The sequence below is a fragment of the Marinobacterium ramblicola genome (assembly GCF_019084545.1).
Lineage (GTDB): Bacteria > Pseudomonadota > Gammaproteobacteria > Pseudomonadales > Balneatricaceae > Marinobacterium_D > Marinobacterium_D ramblicola.
The window spans coordinates 11,872-28,869 of sequence record NZ_JAHREP010000013.1 but is presented as its reverse complement, the minus strand read 5'-3'; the positions used below and the strand labels follow the sequence as shown (position 1 = coordinate 28,869).

General features: G+C 60.5%; 14 protein-coding genes. 4 read left to right on the top strand and 10 right to left on the bottom strand.

Going from position 1 to position 16,998, the window contains the following annotated elements:
- Positions 1-35: 35 nt before the first annotated feature.
- Genes pcaF through KQ940_RS11395 form a run of 4 tightly spaced genes read right to left on the bottom strand, consistent with a single transcriptional unit; the run spans position 36 to position 6,231 of the window.
- On the bottom strand, positions 36-1,241 hold the full coding sequence (gene pcaF / locus KQ940_RS11410) for a 3-oxoadipyl-CoA thiolase (protein ID WP_217413754.1): 1,206 nt from the start codon (positions 1,239-1,241) through the stop codon (positions 36-38).
- Positions 1,242-1,245: 4 nt separating this feature from the next.
- Positions 1,246-3,327 (bottom strand): 3-hydroxyacyl-CoA dehydrogenase NAD-binding domain-containing protein, encoded by a 2,082-nt coding sequence (locus tag KQ940_RS11405; protein WP_217413753.1) that lies wholly within the window; start codon positions 3,325-3,327, stop codon positions 1,246-1,248.
- Positions 3,320-5,434 (bottom strand): acetate--CoA ligase family protein, encoded by a 2,115-nt coding sequence (locus KQ940_RS11400; protein WP_217413752.1) that lies wholly within the window; start codon positions 5,432-5,434, stop codon positions 3,320-3,322. The genes KQ940_RS11405 and KQ940_RS11400 overlap by 8 nt, the downstream gene beginning before the upstream one ends.
- Complete coding sequence (locus tag KQ940_RS11395) at positions 5,431-6,231, bottom strand: enoyl-CoA hydratase/isomerase family protein (protein ID WP_217413751.1); 801 nt, start codon at positions 6,229-6,231, stop codon at positions 5,431-5,433. The genes KQ940_RS11400 and KQ940_RS11395 overlap by 4 nt, the downstream gene beginning before the upstream one ends.
- 600 nt (positions 6,232-6,831) lie before the next feature.
- On the opposite strand from KQ940_RS11395, the gene KQ940_RS11390 reads away from it, so the two are divergent.
- Both KQ940_RS11390 and KQ940_RS11385 read left to right on the top strand, forming a co-directional pair.
- A complete protein-coding gene (locus KQ940_RS11390) occupies positions 6,832-7,347 on the top strand; it encodes a tripartite tricarboxylate transporter TctB family protein (protein WP_217413750.1) in 516 nt (171 codons plus the stop codon).
- A 9-nt stretch (positions 7,348-7,356) separates the two neighbouring features.
- Positions 7,357-8,862 carry a tripartite tricarboxylate transporter permease gene (locus KQ940_RS11385; RefSeq protein WP_217413749.1) on the top strand — a complete coding sequence of 502 codons (1,506 nt, stop codon included), beginning with the start codon at positions 7,357-7,359 and terminating at the stop codon, positions 8,860-8,862.
- A 64-nt stretch (positions 8,863-8,926) separates the two neighbouring features.
- On the opposite strand, the gene KQ940_RS11380 is transcribed toward KQ940_RS11385, so the two are convergent.
- Positions 8,927-9,652: a sulfite exporter TauE/SafE family protein gene (locus tag KQ940_RS11380; RefSeq protein ID WP_217413748.1), complete on the bottom strand. Its 726-nt coding sequence runs from the start codon at positions 9,650-9,652 to the stop codon at positions 8,927-8,929.
- A gap of 104 nt (positions 9,653-9,756) precedes the next feature.
- Between KQ940_RS11380 and KQ940_RS11375 the strand changes: the two genes are divergently transcribed.
- Positions 9,757-10,644, top strand: a complete 888-nt coding sequence (locus tag KQ940_RS11375) for a LysR family transcriptional regulator (protein ID WP_217413747.1) — start codon at positions 9,757-9,759, stop codon at positions 10,642-10,644.
- A gap of 27 nt (positions 10,645-10,671) precedes the next feature.
- Here the strand turns inward: KQ940_RS11375 and KQ940_RS11370 are convergent, their stop codons facing one another.
- The 4 genes from KQ940_RS11370 to gcvA all read right to left on the bottom strand — a co-directional run bounded on the left by KQ940_RS11370 (position 10,672) and on the right by gcvA (position 15,395).
- A complete protein-coding gene (locus KQ940_RS11370) occupies positions 10,672-12,033 on the bottom strand; it encodes an MmgE/PrpD family protein (RefSeq protein ID WP_217413746.1) in 1,362 nt (453 codons plus the stop codon).
- A gap of 38 nt (positions 12,034-12,071) precedes the next feature.
- The gene (locus KQ940_RS11365) at positions 12,072-13,265 is read right to left on the bottom strand and encodes a CaiB/BaiF CoA transferase family protein (RefSeq protein WP_217413745.1); all 1,194 of its coding nucleotides are present in this window, start codon (positions 13,263-13,265) and stop codon (positions 12,072-12,074) included.
- 93 nt (positions 13,266-13,358) lie between these two features.
- Positions 13,359-14,225, bottom strand: coding sequence for a tripartite tricarboxylate transporter substrate binding protein (locus KQ940_RS11360; RefSeq protein ID WP_246589996.1), 867 nt, complete (start codon positions 14,223-14,225; stop codon positions 13,359-13,361).
- 273 nt (positions 14,226-14,498) lie between these two features.
- On the bottom strand, positions 14,499-15,395 hold the full coding sequence (gene gcvA, locus KQ940_RS11355) for a transcriptional regulator GcvA (RefSeq protein WP_217413743.1): 897 nt from the start codon (positions 15,393-15,395) through the stop codon (positions 14,499-14,501).
- 269 nt (positions 15,396-15,664) lie between these two features.
- Here gcvA and KQ940_RS11350 point away from each other — a divergent pair, with 269 nt between their 5' ends.
- Positions 15,665-16,060 (top strand): acyl-CoA thioesterase, encoded by a 396-nt coding sequence (locus KQ940_RS11350; RefSeq protein ID WP_217413742.1) that lies wholly within the window; start codon positions 15,665-15,667, stop codon positions 16,058-16,060.
- A 256-nt stretch (positions 16,061-16,316) separates the two neighbouring features.
- Here the strand turns inward: KQ940_RS11350 and KQ940_RS11345 are convergent, their stop codons facing one another.
- Positions 16,317-16,973, bottom strand: coding sequence for a CoA transferase subunit B (locus KQ940_RS11345; RefSeq protein WP_217413852.1), 657 nt, complete (start codon positions 16,971-16,973; stop codon positions 16,317-16,319).
- Between the last annotated feature and the right edge of the window lie 25 nt (positions 16,974-16,998).

Below are 16,998 nucleotides of genomic sequence, written 5' to 3'. Positions count from 1 at the left end.
ACTCGGTATGCAGACCCGCCCAAGAGGGCGAGCGCTTACATGCGCTCTATGATCAGCGCGACCCCCTGGCCGACGCCGACACACATGCTACACAGGCCATAGCGGCCGTTGCTGCGCTCGAGCTGGTTCAGGGCGGTGGTGACCAGACGCGCACCGGATGCACCGAGCGGATGGCCGATGGCGATGGCACCACCATTGGGGTTGATCCGTGGATCATCCTCACGCAGACCCAGTCGACGGCAGACCGCGATCGCCTGGGAGGCGAAGGCTTCGTTGAACTCGATCACATCCATCTGATCCAGGCTCAGCCCGGTCATCTGCATGATCTTCTCTACAGCCGGCACCGGACCCATACCCATAACGCGCGGTGCAACACCGGCAGTAGCCATGGCGACAACGCGGGCTCGGGGGCGCAAGCTGTGACGATCGGCGGCTGCCGGGCTCGCCATCAGCAGTGCGCAGGCACCATCGTTAATACCCGAGGCGTTACCGGCGGTGACGGTTCCGTTCTCCTTGACCACACCGCGCAGACCGGCCAGAACTTCCAGCGAGGTGTCAGGGCGGGGGTGCTCATCTTCAGAGATGACCAGATCCGGCTTGCGGCGTTGGCTGACGGTAACGGACATCAGCTCGCTGGCGAAGTAGCCGGCGTCCTGAGCGGTTTTCCAGCGCTGCTGACTGCGCAGAGCGAAGGCATCCTGGTCTTCACGGGAGATGTTCTCCTCCTCGGCCACATTCTCTGCGGTCTGGGGCAGGGGGTCGACACCGTAAGCCGCTTTCATCGCCGGGTTGATCAGGCGCCAACCGATGGTGGTGTCCTCCAACTGCTGTGTACGGCTGAACGCTTTATCGGCCTTGCCCATGACGTAGGGTGAGCGGCTCATGCTCTCCACGCCACCTGCGATCATCAGTTGTGCTTCGCCGCAACGCAGGGCGCGGGCAGCGCTACCAACGGCGTCGAGACCAGAACCGCACAGGCGGTTGAGCGTAGAGCCGGGAACGGAGAGCGGCAGGCCCGCCAGCAGCGACGACATACGCGCCACGTTGCGGTTGTCCTCACCGGCCTGGTTGGCGCAGCCGTAGATGACGTCGTCGATAAGGCTCCAATCCAGGTCCGGGTTGCGGCGCATCAGCTCCTTGATCGGCAGGGCGCCGAGATCATCCGTACGAATGGATGAGAGGGAACCAGTAAAGCGGCCAAAGGGGGTGCGAATGGCATCGCAAATCAGTGCTTCGGACATCTTATCACTCCTCTGCTGGACCAGCGTCAGGGGTCAAAAGGGTGGCATCGCCGCGTTCATGGCCTTTGCCGCTTGCCTGTGCAAGCGCTTCGAGCGCCTGGTTCAGCTTCTCTTGGCCCAGTTGGCGAGCGATGAAGACCGGGCCGCCGCGCCGGCGCGGGAAGCCGTAACCATGGGCCAGGGCGATATCGATATCCTCGGCCCGCCGGCAGACACCTTCGGCCAGCAGCAACAGTGCCTCGTTGACCAGTGCCATGACGGCCCGCTGCTGAATCTCGTCGTCTGTAAACGTATGGGTTTCGATGCCATGCTCGGCGCGGTAATCGGCGATGATTCCCGCCACATCGGGATCGGAAGCCGGGCGCTTGTCATCACCGTAGAGGTAGTAGCCTTTGCCGGTCTTGCGACCGAGACGCCCCGCTTCGCAGAGTAGATCCGGTATGCCGACATAGCGACGCAGGTGACGGGTATCTGCAGTCTGCTGACGCATGCGCCAGGCGATATCCAGGCCGGACATGTCGGCGACCTTGAACGGGCCCATGGCAAAACCGAAGCCTTCGATGGCGGCATCGATCTGTTCGGGGCTCGCGCCTTCCTCCATCAGGAACTCGCACTGACGACGGTAGGCGGCGTAGAGCCGGTTGCCGACGAAGCCCCAGGCGTTGCCGACCACGATCGCCTTCTTCTTCAGCCGCTTGGCAAAGCCCAGTGCGGTCATCAGATTTTCATCGCTGGTGGCCCCGCCCTTGACGATCTCGAGCAGGGACATGCGGTGAGCCGGGCTGAAGAAGTGCAGGCCCAGTATGCGCTCGGGGTGTGCGATACCCTCGGCGATGCGGTCGATATCCAGATAGGAGGTGTTGGTGGCCAGCAGGGTGGTGTCGCTGACCCTTTGCGCCAGGTTCTGGAACAGCCCCTGTTTGGCACCGAGATCCTCGATGATCGCTTCGACCACCAGATCGGCTTCCGCCACGATGTCGAAATCCTGGGTTGGCGTCAGACGCGCGAGGATGGCATCGCGCTTTTCGGCGCTCAGCCGTTGGCGGCTGACATCGGACTCCAGTTCGGACTTGATGCGGCCGACACCGGCTTCAAGCGCGTCGCCATTGAGCTCGAGCAGGTCAACACGGCACCCGGCGTTGAGGGCGCACAGGGCGATACCGCTGCCCATGGTGCCGGCGCCGATAACGGCGATGCGCTCGATGGTGCGCGGCTGAACCGGTTCGGCGGGGGTATAGGGTTCGCCACGCTCGGCGAAGAACAGGTAGCGCAGCGCCTTGGCTGCTTCACTGCCGCGCAGGGCTAGGAACTGCCGGCGCTCATGGGCAACCGCATCGGCGAAGCTCAGCTTGCCGGCCAGCAATACTGTTTCCGCCGCAACCGAGGCGGAGGGCAGGCCGCGTGAACGGGCGATCAGCTTCTTCGCCTGTGCGGCGAGCTCGCCTTCGTCGGCCGGTGCAACATCGCGGGCGCTCAACGGCCGCTTTCCGCCCTGGTAATCGCGGGCGAAGTCCAGCGCCTCGGCCAGTTGATCGGCCTCCTCTTCGCTCTCGAACAGCGTGTCGACCAGCCCGAGAGCCTGGGCTTCGGTCGCCTTGATCGGCTTGCCGCCGACGATCATCTCCAGCGCCTTGGGCAGACCCACGGCGCGGGGGAGGCGCTGGGTGCCACCGGCACCGGGAATGATGCCGACGGTCACTTCCGGCAGACCGAGCAGCGCGTCGGCCGTAGCCAGGCGTGCATCGCACGCCAATGCCAGCTCCAGACCGCCGCCGAGGGTGTGGCCCTTGACGATTGCAATCACCGGGACCGCGCAGCTCTCCAGTGCACTGGTCACCTGCGGCAGGGTCGGTTCGGTGGGCTCGTTTTCCAGTTCGTGCAGATCCGCACCGGCCATCAGGTTGCGGCCGGCACCGGTCAGCACCACGGCGCGGGTGCCGGCGGTATCGATCTGTGCCAGCGCGGCCAGCAGACCGCGGCGTACCGCATCGGTGCTGTTGTTGACCGGCGGGTTATCGATGGTGATAACCGCGATATCGCCTTCGTGCCGGAGATGAACCTGGCCGCCGCTAATGGGGTTAGCCATGGCGTATCTCTCCTTCGTGCTCCTGATGCTCGAGTACCAGTACGGCATCGGCGGCAACGACGCCCTGGCCCTCTGGCAGCACGAACAGTGGGTTGATCTCGGAGGTCACCAAACGCTCGCCCGCTTGTGCCACCAGCGCGGAGAAGTTCACGATCGCCTGCGCCAGTGCGTCGGTATCGCGATGCACGGATCCGCGGTAGCCATCCAGCAGCGGCCAGGTGGTCAGCTTGCGCATCATGGTGTGAGCCTGCTCAAGACTCAGGCCGCCTTCCGCCGGCAGCATGCACAGCGTGGTGTCCTTGAACAGCTCGGCGGTCACGCCACCGGCACCGAGCAGGATGGCGGTGCCCAAGGCGTCGCGGTTAGCGCCGAGGATCAGCTCATGGCCTCCACCGACCATTTTTTCCACCAGGAAGGTGTCGGGGCGACGATCGGTGTGGGAGGCCACGTCATCGACCATCCTGTCGAAACGCTCGCCGATGGTCTGGTCGTTCAGGTGCAAGGCCACGCCACCGATATCGCTCTTGTGCAGCAGGTTGGCATCGAGCACCTTCAGTACCACCGGCGCGCCCAGTTCAGAGGCGGCCTGTTCGGCCTCGGCGCGGCTCTTGACCACGCGGCTATCCGGTACGCTGATGCCGGCTTCGCTGAACAGCGCCTTGGCGGCGGCTTCATCGACGGAACCGCTCAGAGCGCTCAGATCGGGCAGTTGGCCTGCGGCAACAGTGTTTCCGGCAAGCAGCGGCTGACCGGTGAAGTGCAGCGCTTCGAGTACGGCAGAGCAGCTTTCCGGCGAGCTGAAGCCCGGAATGGCGGCGCGGTTCAGACGCTTCAAGGTATCCGGCGCGTAGGGGCTGACATAGGCCAGCACCGGCTTGTCGTTGGTATCCAGAGAATCCTGAATGGCGCCGACGACAAGGTCCGGCATCGCCAGCCCCGAGGAGCCGATGATCACCACCAGCGCGTCGTAGCTCTCGCTCTCCAGCAGGGTGCGGATCGCCTGGCGCAGCAGGTCCGGTTGTAGACCGGCCAGGGTCACGTCGATCGGGTTGCGATCCAGTGCGGTCGGCGTATCGCCCTGCAGAGCACGCAGTTTTTCGGCAGTCACCGCATCCGGTGCGGGGGTGTCGAAGTCATTCATCCCCAGGCTGTCGGCGATCAGGGTGCCGGCACCGCCGGTAGAGGTCAGGATCGCAACGCGGCGGCCCGGCAGCTTGCGACCGGCCACCAGTACCGCCGGAATGTCGAGGAACTCATCGAAGGTGTTGGCGCGGATCACGCCGAGCTCGCGGAAGAAGGCGTCGTAAACGCGGTCTTCACCGGCCAGTGCGCCGGTGTGCGAGCTGGCGGCGCTAGCGCCGGCTTCGGAGCGGCCGATCTTGAATACCACCAGCGGTTTGCCGGCTTCGCGGGCACGCAGGGCCACTTCGCGGAAGCGCTGTGGGTTACGGATGCTTTCCAAGTACAGCGCGATCACCTTGGTGTTTTCGTCATCGACCAGGTAGTCGATGAAATCGCTGACCTCGAGATCCACCTCGTTACTGGTGGAGATCAAAGAGGAGAGACCAATGCCGCGGCCTGCTGCACGCGAGAGCAGGGCGCCGAGAATGCCGCCGCTCTGCGATACCACGGCAACATGGCCGGCGGGCAGGTCGCTAACTTCAAGCGCACCGCTGGCGGAGAGCGGAATACGGGCACTCAGGTTAACCAGGCCGATGGTGTTCGGGCCCAGAATGCGCATGGATCCGGCCGCTTCTTTCAGCTCGTCCTGCAGGTTCTGACCGCCTTCGCCTGCTTCGGCGAAACCGCTGGCCAGTACAACGGCCGCTTTACAGCCCATGGCGGACAGCGAGCGCACGGCGTCGATGCTGCGCTTGGCATTGAGCAGAACCAGGCCCACATCCGGCGCTGCCGGCAGGGCGTCGACGCTGTTGTAGCAGGTCAGCCCCTGGATCTCGGTCGCTTTCGGGTTCACCGGATAGATGGCGCCGCTGAAACCATGCTTGAGCAGGTAGGAGATCGGGCGACCGGAGGTCTTGTTGGGATCGGCGGAGGCGCCGATCACGGCGATGCTTTTCGGGTTGAGCAGGGCGTCGAGTTGTTTCATTTAGCGGCCTCCTGTGCACGGTCCAGGAACGCCTGTACGGATGCGCGGTGTTCGTGAGAGGTGTAGCAGATACCCTGAGCCTTGCTGCCTTCGGCAAACACTTGGTGCTCGGACATCTCGTAGCTTTTGTTGATGATCGACTTGGTCAGCGCGATCGCGGTGCGTGAGCCGCTGCTCATCTCTTCCGCCATCGCCTGTGCGGTGCCGAGCAGATCATCCGCATTGCAGAGCTGATCGGCGATGCCGAGCTGCAGCGCTTCTTCGGCAGACACGCGACGGCCGCTGAAGATCAGTGCCTTGGCACGGCCAAGACCGACGCGGCGGGGCAGGAAGTACATGCCACCGCCATCGGGTACCAGGCCGCGGGCGATATAGGCCCAGGTGAAGTGGGCATACTGCCTGGAGGCAACGACGAAATCGCAGGAGAGCGCCAGATCGGCACCCAGACCTGCCGCGGCACCGTTAACAGCGGCGATGGTCGGAATCGGCAGATTGAGCAGCAGGCTCGCAGCATAGTGAACACCCTGCTGACGCTCCCAGCCATTAAAGCCAACGGTGGCCGGGTCGGCTTCCATCCGGGTCTTCATGCCGGCGATATCGCCCCCGGCGCAGAAACCCTTGCCGTTACCGGTGACGATCAGTGCGCGGATGCTGCGATTGGTGCGGATCGCCTGCAGATGCTGGACCAGCTCGGCGCGCATGGCGTCACTCATGGCATTGCGCTTTTCGGGGCGGTTCAGAGTGAGGGTGACGACTCCGTTGTTCTCCGAGTACTGGATCAGGGATGATTCGCTCATAGTCTGCCTCTTATTGTTGCTGCGAACGTCGACCGTAAAGGGCCCGAAGGGACACACGCTCGAAGGGTGACGCTGTATATAAGCGTCACTTTTCTCAGTCTGTTGATTTAGCTTTTGATATAAACGACGCTCCGCGCCATTTACGTGGCTATCAATTGTTTAGTTTGTTGGCAGCCGGCGCAATTGAGTAAAAATGTCGTGGTCTCTAACAAAAAGTTAGAAGTGGGAGGGAGTGGACACACGGAAGGGTAAATCTGAATGGTTGGGGGTGTGCCTGGTGATTTTTATATAATGTGTTGATAATTAATAAGAAAATTGTCTGGCATAACTTTTTGTATAAGTTGAGGTCGGTTCAAAGGCTAATAAATTCTCAGTTCAGAGTTTATCTCTCTTCCGTCATAGTAACTCTCATGTACTCACACTCACTTGGTTATCCCGGGGCTGAACATTAATTTTCGGCAATGGGCTATAAATAAGAGGAGTTGCTGAGACGATCCCAGGGCGGTTCGCCTTAAATAATAACAACCCACCGGGACCAAGTGTCTGTTTGGTTTCGGTTAAGTGAAAGCCGAATCAGTTCGGCTGAACTGGGAGACAGCAATGAATAACCCCACTGTAAACTCCGCGATCGTGGAGGAGTATCAGTCTCGAAAAGCGCACCTGGTGCGTGTTCCGATGGCGTGGTTGGAGCTGGTCAGCGGCATGGTGCTGGTTGCGATTGCCGGTTTCTATGTCTACGAAGCCGAACTCCTGCCCGATCCTTTCAATCCCCGTGCCGTTGGCGCCGGCGATTTTCCGATGATTGTCGGGCTGGCTACCTTGGCAGCTTCTCTGTTTCTGACCCTGCTGGGTGTCATTCATCTGGTATCCGGAAAGGAGCATAAGCACGTTACGCTGCATCGGCCGCTCAGCGTTGCCTGCGGCATCGCCGCGCTGATCGGCGGCGTTCTGTTGCTGGAACATATGGGGCCTCTGGTTGGTATAGCGGCGCTATCCCTGTTGATCATGTTGGCCGGCGGCGAACGCAGAATCGGCTATCTGGTGGCGATTCCGGTGGCGCTGTCCGGCGGTATCTACAGCGTCTTCGTGCTTATGCTCGGCGTTTACTTTTCCTGAGGTTGAATGATGTTGGATAGTCTATTACTCGGGTTCTCGGCCTTTGCCGATCCCATGGTCCCGGTGGGACTGGTTGTGGGTGCTCTGCTTGGCTATTTGATCGGTGCCATACCGGGTCTGGGGCCAAGTTTGGGTGTTGCGCTGTTGATTCCCTTCACTTATAGCATGGATCCGCTGGTCTCCATTGTGACTCTGATCGCGCTCTATGCTGCGGCCGAGTATGGTGGTGCCATCTCGGCCATTCTGCTCAACTCGCCGGGTACCGCCGCGGCGGTCGCCACCTCATGGGATGGCTATCCGTTGACCCAGAAGGGGCAAGCCGGTGTGGCACTCAACGTATCGATCGTCTCCTCCGGTATGGGGATCTTCGTCAGTACCTTCCTGCTGTTCCTGACTGCCGTGCCCTTGTCCGAGTTCGCGCTGAGTTTCGGTCCGGCCGCGTACTTCGGTCTGGCGCTGGTGGGTCTTAGCCTGGTGTCGAGCTTTTCCACCGGTTCGCCACTGAAGGGCGGTATCGCCATGGGGATAGGGTTGGCGCTGGCCACCATCGGTCTTGATGCGCAGACCGGTGTGCCTCGATTTGCCTATAACCCGGAATTTTTCGAGGGTGTGCCGCTGGTGCCGGTGCTGTTGGGGCTGTACGCCCTGTCCGAGGTGATCTTCATGATCGAAGAGGGGCCCTCGGCCAAAACCAGGAGCGTGCCGATGACCGGTATCCTGGCCGTGCCTCTGAAAACCTTCGCGTCGATCAAAGGCACGCTGCTGAGAAGCTCGGTGCTTGGCTATGTGATCGGTGTTATCCCGGGCGCCGGTGCGTCAATCGCCTCCTTCGTCTCCTACGGTATTGCGAAGAAGCTGTCCAAGACCCCCGATCAGTTCGGCAAGGGGTGTATCGAGGGGATATCCGCCTCCGAAACCGCCAACAACGCGGCGGTGTCCGGTGCGTTGTCGCCGTTGCTGGCCCTGGGGATACCCGGTTCGCCGACCACGGCGATCATGATCGGTGCATTGATGATTCACGGCATCCAGCCGGGGCCGCTGCTGTTTACCCTGTCACCGGAGGTGCCGTACACCATTTTCGCGGCGCTGTGGATCAGTGTACCGGTAATGATCTTTATCGGTTTGGCCGGTGCGCGCTACTGGGCCAAGGTATCCGATATCCCGCGTCCCATAGTGGCGGCAATCGTGGCAGCCATCAGCCTGATCGGTTCCTACGCATCCGAGAACTCCATGTTCCCGGTGTTTATCACGCTGGCCTTTGGTGTGCTGGGATATGTGCTGCGTAAGCTCGATATCCCGCTGGCGCCGATTATCCTGGCGCTGGTACTGGGCGAGATGCTGGAGACCAACTTCCGCCGTGCACTGCTGATCTCCAATGGCGAGTTCGATATCTTCTTCACCAGCCCGCTGTCGCTTGTGTTGATCAGTATCGCCATCCTCTCTTTCGGTTTGCCGGCGCTGCGTTCGGTGCATAACTGGACCAAGCGGCGCAAGGTGTATCACGAAGAGGGTTGATTTTTCACCGTCCGTCCTTGGCGTCTTGGGCCCCCGGTTTCGACCGAGGGCCTTTTTTATCCGCTTAGCCTGCCGACAGCAGCCGTATCGCGGCCAGGGTTGCCATGCCTCGTACCAGCCATTTGATATGTTTGAACTCCAGCTTGCTCAGCAATCTGATGCCGAGCAGGGCACCGATGGCCAGCCCGGGAAGCGTCCACAGGGTTAGCTGCAGGGTCTCCATATTGAGCAGACCAAGAGTGAAGAAAAAAGGCAGCTTGATCAGGTTCAGCATCAGAAACGCCCAGGCCCGTGTCGAGACATAGGCCTCCTTGGACAGGTTTTGCTCGAGCATAAACAGGCTCACCAGTGGGCCGGCCGAGTTGGAGGTCATGCTGACAAAGCCGACCGTGGTGCCGGCGACGTGGCCGCTGAGCGGATGGCGCATGAACCGGGTGTCGCAGCGCTCCAGCCATACACCGAGCAGGATCATGGCGACGATCATCACACCAAGCAGCAGTTTGAACCCGTCCGGCGGCAGCTGGGAGAGCAGCCAGGAGCCGCCCAGCACGCCGACCAGTGTCAGCGGCATCAGCCTGGACAGCACCGACCACTGGATATGTTTGCGGTAGTGGGCGGCGGCGATGATATCGGTCAACACGTAGAGCGGAATGGTGATGCCGAGTACGACCGGGCCGGGGAAATACAGCATCATCACCGGCAGTATCAGCAGACCCATGCCGCCAACGGACAGTTTCGAAAAGCCGGTGATCAGGCCGGCGATGATCAAGCACAGTATCTCGGGACTCAAGATCGTCTCTCCTTTAGCGATAGCGCCATGTTAAAGCGAGAGAACAACGAAAGATAATGACATATTCATGCTATGATGATCGGAAATAACGATCAGGATCGGGTATGACTCACGAACAGTTACGTGCCTTCGTTGCGGTGGTGAACTGCGGCAGCTTTCGCGCCGCCGCCAATGAGTTGTACAAGACGCAGTCCAGCATCAGTGCCGCGGTGCGTGCACTGGAGGATGAGTTTAAGTTGCAGCTGTTGGATCGCAGCCAGTACCGCCCGCTGGTCACCGCGGAGGGCAAGCAGTTTTATCAACAGGCTGCACGCCTGCTCAAGGAGACCGAGGCGCTGGAGGAGCTGGGTCACCGGCTGGCCGATAACCTGTCCGAAACGCTGTCGATCTCGCTCAGTGCCATGTGTTCGGAGCCTCCCAGGCTGGAGGTGATCCGCTCGTTCTTTGCAGAGCGCCCCAGGTTGCGACTCAATATTTTCACCGAGCATCTTTCCGGCGTGCTGGAACAGCTCGAGCTGGATACGGCCGATTTCGCCATCGGTCCCCATACCGGTCTGGATGAGCGTTACGAATCGGTGGAAATTTCACAGCTGCAGATGGTGACGGTGGCAACGAAAGAGTACCTGCCGTCCCGGTCGGAGGGGGAGATTCCGCAGTCGGTACTGCGCGGATCTCCACAGATCCTGACCACCGATACCGGGTCACGGGCACCGTTCCAGCATGTGAATGTGATTCCCGGCGGGCGGGTGTGGTACGTCAGCGACTATCAGATGAAAAAGACGCTGCTGATGATGGGGATGGGCTGGTCGCGTGTACCTATCCACATGGTGGCGTCGGAGTTGGAGCAGGGGACGCTGATCCAACTGCAGGTGGAGAACTTCCCATCGGAGAGCTGGATGCCGATCTATCTGATCCGTCGACGCGACCGGCCGCTCAGTCTGGAGGCGAACGAGCTGTGGGACGCGATGCTCAAAGGCGACCGGACCGCTTGACGCATGCGGTCTGGGCTTGAGGAGGGATCAGCGCAGCTTGACCACGCCGGGAAGTTCCTGGCTGTACAGGATCTGCTCGCGCAGTCGATCCAGCGCACTCTCCTCGACAACGGAGCGCCCTAGTTCGTAGTACTTCGAAATCAACTCGTCGTCGCTAAGCGGGTTTTCCGGATCGCCCTTGCGGGTCTTCTGGAAGTGATGCAGCGAACGCCCGTCGTTCAGCGTCAGCTGGATTCTGGCCATCCGTTTCTTCGGGTATTCGGCAGCCAGTTCGGCATCTTCGCTGACGCTGATCTTGGGCATGAGTGCGCGAATATCCTGGCGCTCGAGTGCATCGCGCTCGAACGTGGCCAGGCGTACACCGCCCAGGATAAACTGAGCGGCGACACAGTACTGAATGCTGAAGCGGGCTTCCTGTGCCGTCTTCGGTTCGGGACGGTTGCACATGTTGTAGGTGGCGCTGTAGCCCGAGATATGGATAGAGGCGATATCCTCCACCTTGAACCCCTCTGTTTCCTGAAGGCTTTGCAATCCGTCCAGTGCCGGGAAGATATGACCGCAACAGCCGTGGTGCTTGACCGTCATGCGCGTAATCGGTGTCCACTGACCTATCCCGTCGAGGGCGGAGGTCCAGTTACCCGATGAGTCGCTGGTGGCTGCCGCATAGCCTTTGGCGGCATGCAGGCTGTCGAGCGATCCGGTGACCCCCTTGGCTGCCGCCATTCCGGCCAGTATGCCGGCGTCGGCAGCATGTCCGGGATGCATCGCCTTGGCCATCCCTTCACCCTGCAGGTTCTGCTGGTGACCGCCGGCAAAGCTGGTCGCCAGCGCGATGGCGTGGGCGATACCCCTGGCATCTGCGCCACAGAGCATGGCAGTGGAGACAGCGGCACCGATGGTGCCGACCGTTGCCGTGGTGTGCCAGTAGGTGTAGTGGCTTGGTTGTATCGCCAGCGACACGCGACAGCCAACCTCGTAGCCGCCGATGATTGCGCGGTGCAGGGCGTCGAGGCTTGCTCCCCGCTCCTGGGCAACGGCGAGGGCGGCGGCGATGGTCGGGCTGCCCGGATGGTAACCGCCATCCTTGAAGATATCGTCAAACTCGACGGTATGGCTGGCGGTGGCATTGATCAGTGCGGCGTATCGGGCCGAACCCCTGCTGCCGTCGACATAGCAGAACGCCTGTCCGTCTCCCCGGCTGCTGCCGAAGGCGTCGGCGAGTAGTGTTGCCGGGGCGAGCGCACAGCCGGGCAGGGTGGTGGCGAACCAGTCCAGGATGGCACGGCGCGTCGCCCATCCGGTGTCGTTATCCAGAGGGCGGTGGTGCCATTGGGCGGCGACGTCTGCCAAGGCGAGTAGCGGATTGCTCATCGTATCGGTTGTGTTCATGAGGTGTTCTCGGCGAGGAAAGTGGGGTGGGCGCCGTTTTAGTTGGTGGCGCCCAGAGTACGCATCGTTTCGATCTCCTCGGCCGAGTATCCCAGCTCTTTCAGTATATCTGCACTTTGAGCGCCTACCGGTTGCGGCGGGAGATTAAGTTCAGAGTGACTATCCGACATGCGGAAGGCAGCAACGGGAACCTTGAGCCCGTCGACGGGATTGCCGGGGCAGTTCAGTGTCTGCACAACATCTCGGCTGTCGATCTGAGGATCGGCCAGGGTTTCCTCCATGCGGCGGATGCGAGCGGCGGGAATGCGGCGCTTTTGCAGGAAGCGCTCCCAGTAGTCTGCGGACATGGTACCGATGATTTTATTCAGCACCTCCTGTTCTTCCGCGTGGGCATCCAGGCGCTGGTTGTTGTCGGTCTTGATCATCTCCTCGCGACCGAGTGCGGTCCATAGGCGCTTCTGCTGCTGCAGGTTCGATGCGGCGATCATCAGCGGCGCGTCGGAAGCGTGGTAGCAACCGATGGTGGCGAAGGGGAAGGTGTTGCCCTTTTGCTCCGGGTGTTTGCCGTTCCACATGTAGCTGGTGAGGTGCGAGCTGCTCAGAATCAGTGCGACGTCCAGCATCGATACATCGATGAACTGTCCCTTGCCGCCTTCGCGCTCGCGCTGGAAAAGTGCGGCAGAGATGGCAAAGGCCGCAGTGGTGCCGGTCGCGTAATCGACCACGGGCGCGCCGCTCTTCAGTGGCTTGCCGTCACCGTGGCCGGTCATCGCCATCATGCCGGAAAAGGCCTGGACGACGTTGTCGTAACCGGTGAGTTCGCGGCGTGGACCGGTGGAGCCGAAGGCGGAGATGGAGCAGTAGATCAGACTCGGATTGAGCTTCGACATCTCGTCGTAGCCCAGCCCCAGCGCTTCGAAGGCGCCCGGTCGATAGTTCTCCACGAACACATCCGCGGTCTGGATCAGGCGCTTCATCGCTTCTCGGCCGGCTTCGGTTTTCAGGTCCAGCGCCAGTGTTTTCTTGTTCGCGGCCTGGGACATGAAGGCAGTGCCCATGCCCTGGTCGTTCATGGCGCGATCGGAGCCTTGGTAGCGCGCCTGGTCCGGGTCGGAGGGGGATTCGACCTTGATAACCTCGGCGCCCAGTACGGCAAGTTGGTAACTCGCAAACGGACCTGCCAGAACATGGGTGGTATCCACGATACGGATCTTGTCGAATGCTTTGGACATGATGTCTCACCTGGTATGCGGTGATGAAAGTTCGATACTGCATCAACGAGGCTCCGGGGGCGGTTGTCCCCCGAGAGCCTGTCGTGGTGTCGCTTACTCGATGACGCCGGCGGCCTTCAACTGCTTTTCAGCTACCTTGGTCACGCTGTCGACGAACTTGGAGTACTGTTCCGGGCCCATCCATGAGTCCATGACACCGGCGTTACGAGCGTACTGCTGGTAGTCATCGGTCCGCATCGCCTTGTGGAAGGCATCGGCGATCTTCTGCTGAGTTTCCATCGGGATGCCGGCGGGGCCGAATATGCCACGAACCTGAATCCAGCTGTTGTCGACATCGTAGCCCTGTTCGGTGAAGGTCGGCAGATCCGGCAGACCGGACAGACGCTCCTCGCCGAGGACACCGAGCCCCTTCAGGCGGCCGGCTTCGAAGAAGGAGGTGACGGCGCCCAGGTTGGAAACGCCTACATCGACGTGTCCGCCAAGCAGTGCAGCGGTAATGTCCGGCGTGGCGTTAAAACCGACCCAGTTGAACTTCACACCCGCCGCTTCCTCAAGCATGGAGATGCCGATGTTCTGCATCGAGCCGATAGGTCCGAAGCCGCCGATATTGATCTGGCCACCGGTAGCTTTCGCTTTGGCAACGAGATCGTCCAGATTGTTGATATCGGAATCAGTGCGTACGAACAGCAGGATGGCGTCTTCCTGGGTGGACGCGATCCAGGAGAAGTCGTCCTGGCTGAAGGTACCCTTGAGGTTGGTCAGCATGCCGGTGAAGTGGGTCAGGGTGTTGATACCCAGAGTCAGACCGTCCGGCTTGGCGGGGCGAATCTTGCTCATCTGGCTTGCGCCACCACCACCCGGAGCGTTAATGACGACCACCTTCTGGCCGATCTGGGGCTCAAGAGATTTTGCCAGGGTGCGGATAAACACGTCAGATGAACCGCCGGCTTTGGTGTGCATGATCATCGTCACGGGACCCGTAGGCCAATCGCTTTCAGCGACAGCGGTTTGCATGGTGGCAACCATTGATGTCAAAGCGAATGCAGCGGCGCTCAAGTAGGTGCGGGCGCTTTTTTTTATTGTGCGTACCATCGTTAGACGGCCTCCCTAACTAATCAGTTTGGTGTTTCGATATGGGGCGAATCCCCTGAATTAAGCGTCCCAAAAAGCGAGGGCGGGTGGTACTGAGTATTTGTAAGGGTTTGAGGCACGATGTGTTTGGGCAAAACGCTGTCAGGCTGCGTTATTGTTTTGCTCCAGCAGCTTTTTCATCCAGGCGAGGAACTTCAGCAGGGTATCGGAGGGGGTCACGTTTCGGGGCCAGGTAAGGTAGTAACCCTCGCCGGTCTTGCAGGGGGTGGGAAAAGGCGCAATGAAACTGCCGTTCTGAATTTGAGAGTCGACAAAGACCTTGACGGCCATGGCGACGCCGATGCCCATGGACGCGGCCTCGTAGGAGAGTGCAGAGGTATCGAAGCGAATACCGGCGGTGGGGTTCAGATCAAGGCCGGCCTCCTTCATCCAGGTCTCCCAGTCATGCGGGCGTGCGGTGGAGTGCAGCAGCCGAACACGTGACAGGTCCCGGGGTGTTTTGAGATTGGCGGATTCCATCAGGGCGGGGGAACAGATCGGGATCAATTCGATATCGACCAGTTTCTCCGAATGCAATTCGGGCCAGTCACCACGTCCCGAACGGATCGCGGCATCGATGTTTTGCGTCTCGAAGTCTGCCGGTTGCAAGGAGGAGGTAAGACGAACCTCTATCCTTTCATTCTCGTCGTTGAATTGCGCCAGGCGAGGGATTAGCCAGCGCTGGGAGAAGGTTGTGTAGGACTGGATCGATAGAATGTCGCGTCGTCCTCTGCGTGACACCTGGCGTGCGGCATAGCTGATATCCTGAAATGCGTGGGTAACGCCCTGATAGAGCTCCTTGCCCTCGCGAGTCAGCTCGATCCCACGATGCAGTCGACGGAAAAGGGTGACGCCCAGATACTCCTCCAACACCTTGACCTGACGGCTGACCGCAACCTGGGACACGTTCAGCTCCTCGGCTGCAGCTGTCAGACTGCACAGCCGCGCTGCAGCCTCAAAGGTCCTGAGCGGATTGAGCGGAGGAAGGGGATACTTCATATAGATACCTTACAGCTGTGTCTTGGTGTTATTAGCCGATTCAGTTGTCCGCTTAGCTCTCTGGCTCGGTGGGGCTTGGATGGGTGAGCCGGATGCCACGTCAGAGGCCGATTATAGCGCCAGCTGTCCTTATTTCTGATAATAATAGCTGAAATACAGTACACCAGTATGGTACAGATGGTAAGGCCAATCTGCCGATTCCACATGAGAGAACCCGGCCACCGAATATGGGGGACGTGCTCAGACCACTTTCGTAAAAGGATCGTCAAATGTCCGATTATTTCGAGACCCTTATCAAACCTCGCTTCAGTGAAACGGATATGCGAGGGCATATCAGCAACACTGTCGTACCCGTTTGGTTGAGCGAAGGGCGCGGCTCCCTGTGCCGGGAGCACCTGGGTATCACCCAGCCGTGGATGGTGGTGAACCTGAATGTGAATTATCACCAGGAGCTGCTGTGGGGTGCTCAGGTGACGGTCAAGACCGCGGTGGAGCGGATCGGCAATAGCTCGATCTGCTTTGCTCAGGAGATCTGGCAGAACGAGCGGTGCTGCGTGAAAGCCAGCACCACTATCGCTGCGCTGGATATGGAAACGCGACGGCCGATTCCTGTCAGTCAGGATGATAGAAAACGGCTGGCGCCCTATATGCTTGAATCAAAATAGTTGGTAGGGAGTTCAACCGGCTTGGGTTAGGAAAGTACTCCAACGAACAGGCCTGAAGTGAGGCACATCGGGGTATCCGCTAACGCCGGAGCCGAGCGCTGCAGGCCGCGGCCCAGGAGATTGGGCGGCGCTATGCACAGTCGTAGCGGCCTCTTGATGCGCCGTGTTCAGATAAAAAAATACCCAATCCGCAGGAGAACGGATTGGGTTTGAGCAGGGCTACAACAACGGAGGTGCAAAGCTAGGTATTAAACGCTCAGAAGGTCATCTCGGGGACGTGATCGGGTACCACCAGACGGCCGGCAGTCTTGGCTACGATCTCCTCAACGGAGACTCCGGGGGCGCGCTCTTTCAGCACGAAGGCGCCGTTCTCAATCTCCAGCCAGGCCAGGTCGGTCAGCACCTTCTTGATGCAACCGGCACCGGTCAGCGGCAGGGTGCATTTTTCCAGCAGCTTGGACTCGCCACTCTTCGAGGCGTGGGTCATGGTGACGATGATGTTGTCGGCGCCCGCGACCAGGTCCATGGCGCCGCCCATCCCCTTGACCAGTTTTCCCGGGATCATCCAGGAGGCGATATTGCCCTGAACGTCGACCTCGAAGGCGCCGAGTACGGTCAGGTCCACATGGCCGCCACGGATCATGGCGAAGGACTCCGCCGAGGAGAAGATCGACGCGCCGGGCAGGGTGGTTACCGTCTGCTTACCGGCGTTGATCATGTCGGCATCCAGTTCCGCTTCGGTAGGGAAGGGGCCCATGCCGAGCAGACCGTTTTCCGACTGCAGCATCACCTCCATCCCCTCCGGGACGTAGTTCGCTACCAGCGTGGGGATACCGATCCCCAGGTTGACGTAGTAACCGTCTTTCAGTTCGCGCGCCACGCGCTTTGCAATCTGTTCACGAGAAAGGGCCATGGTGCTCTCCAGCATCGTTCCGCCG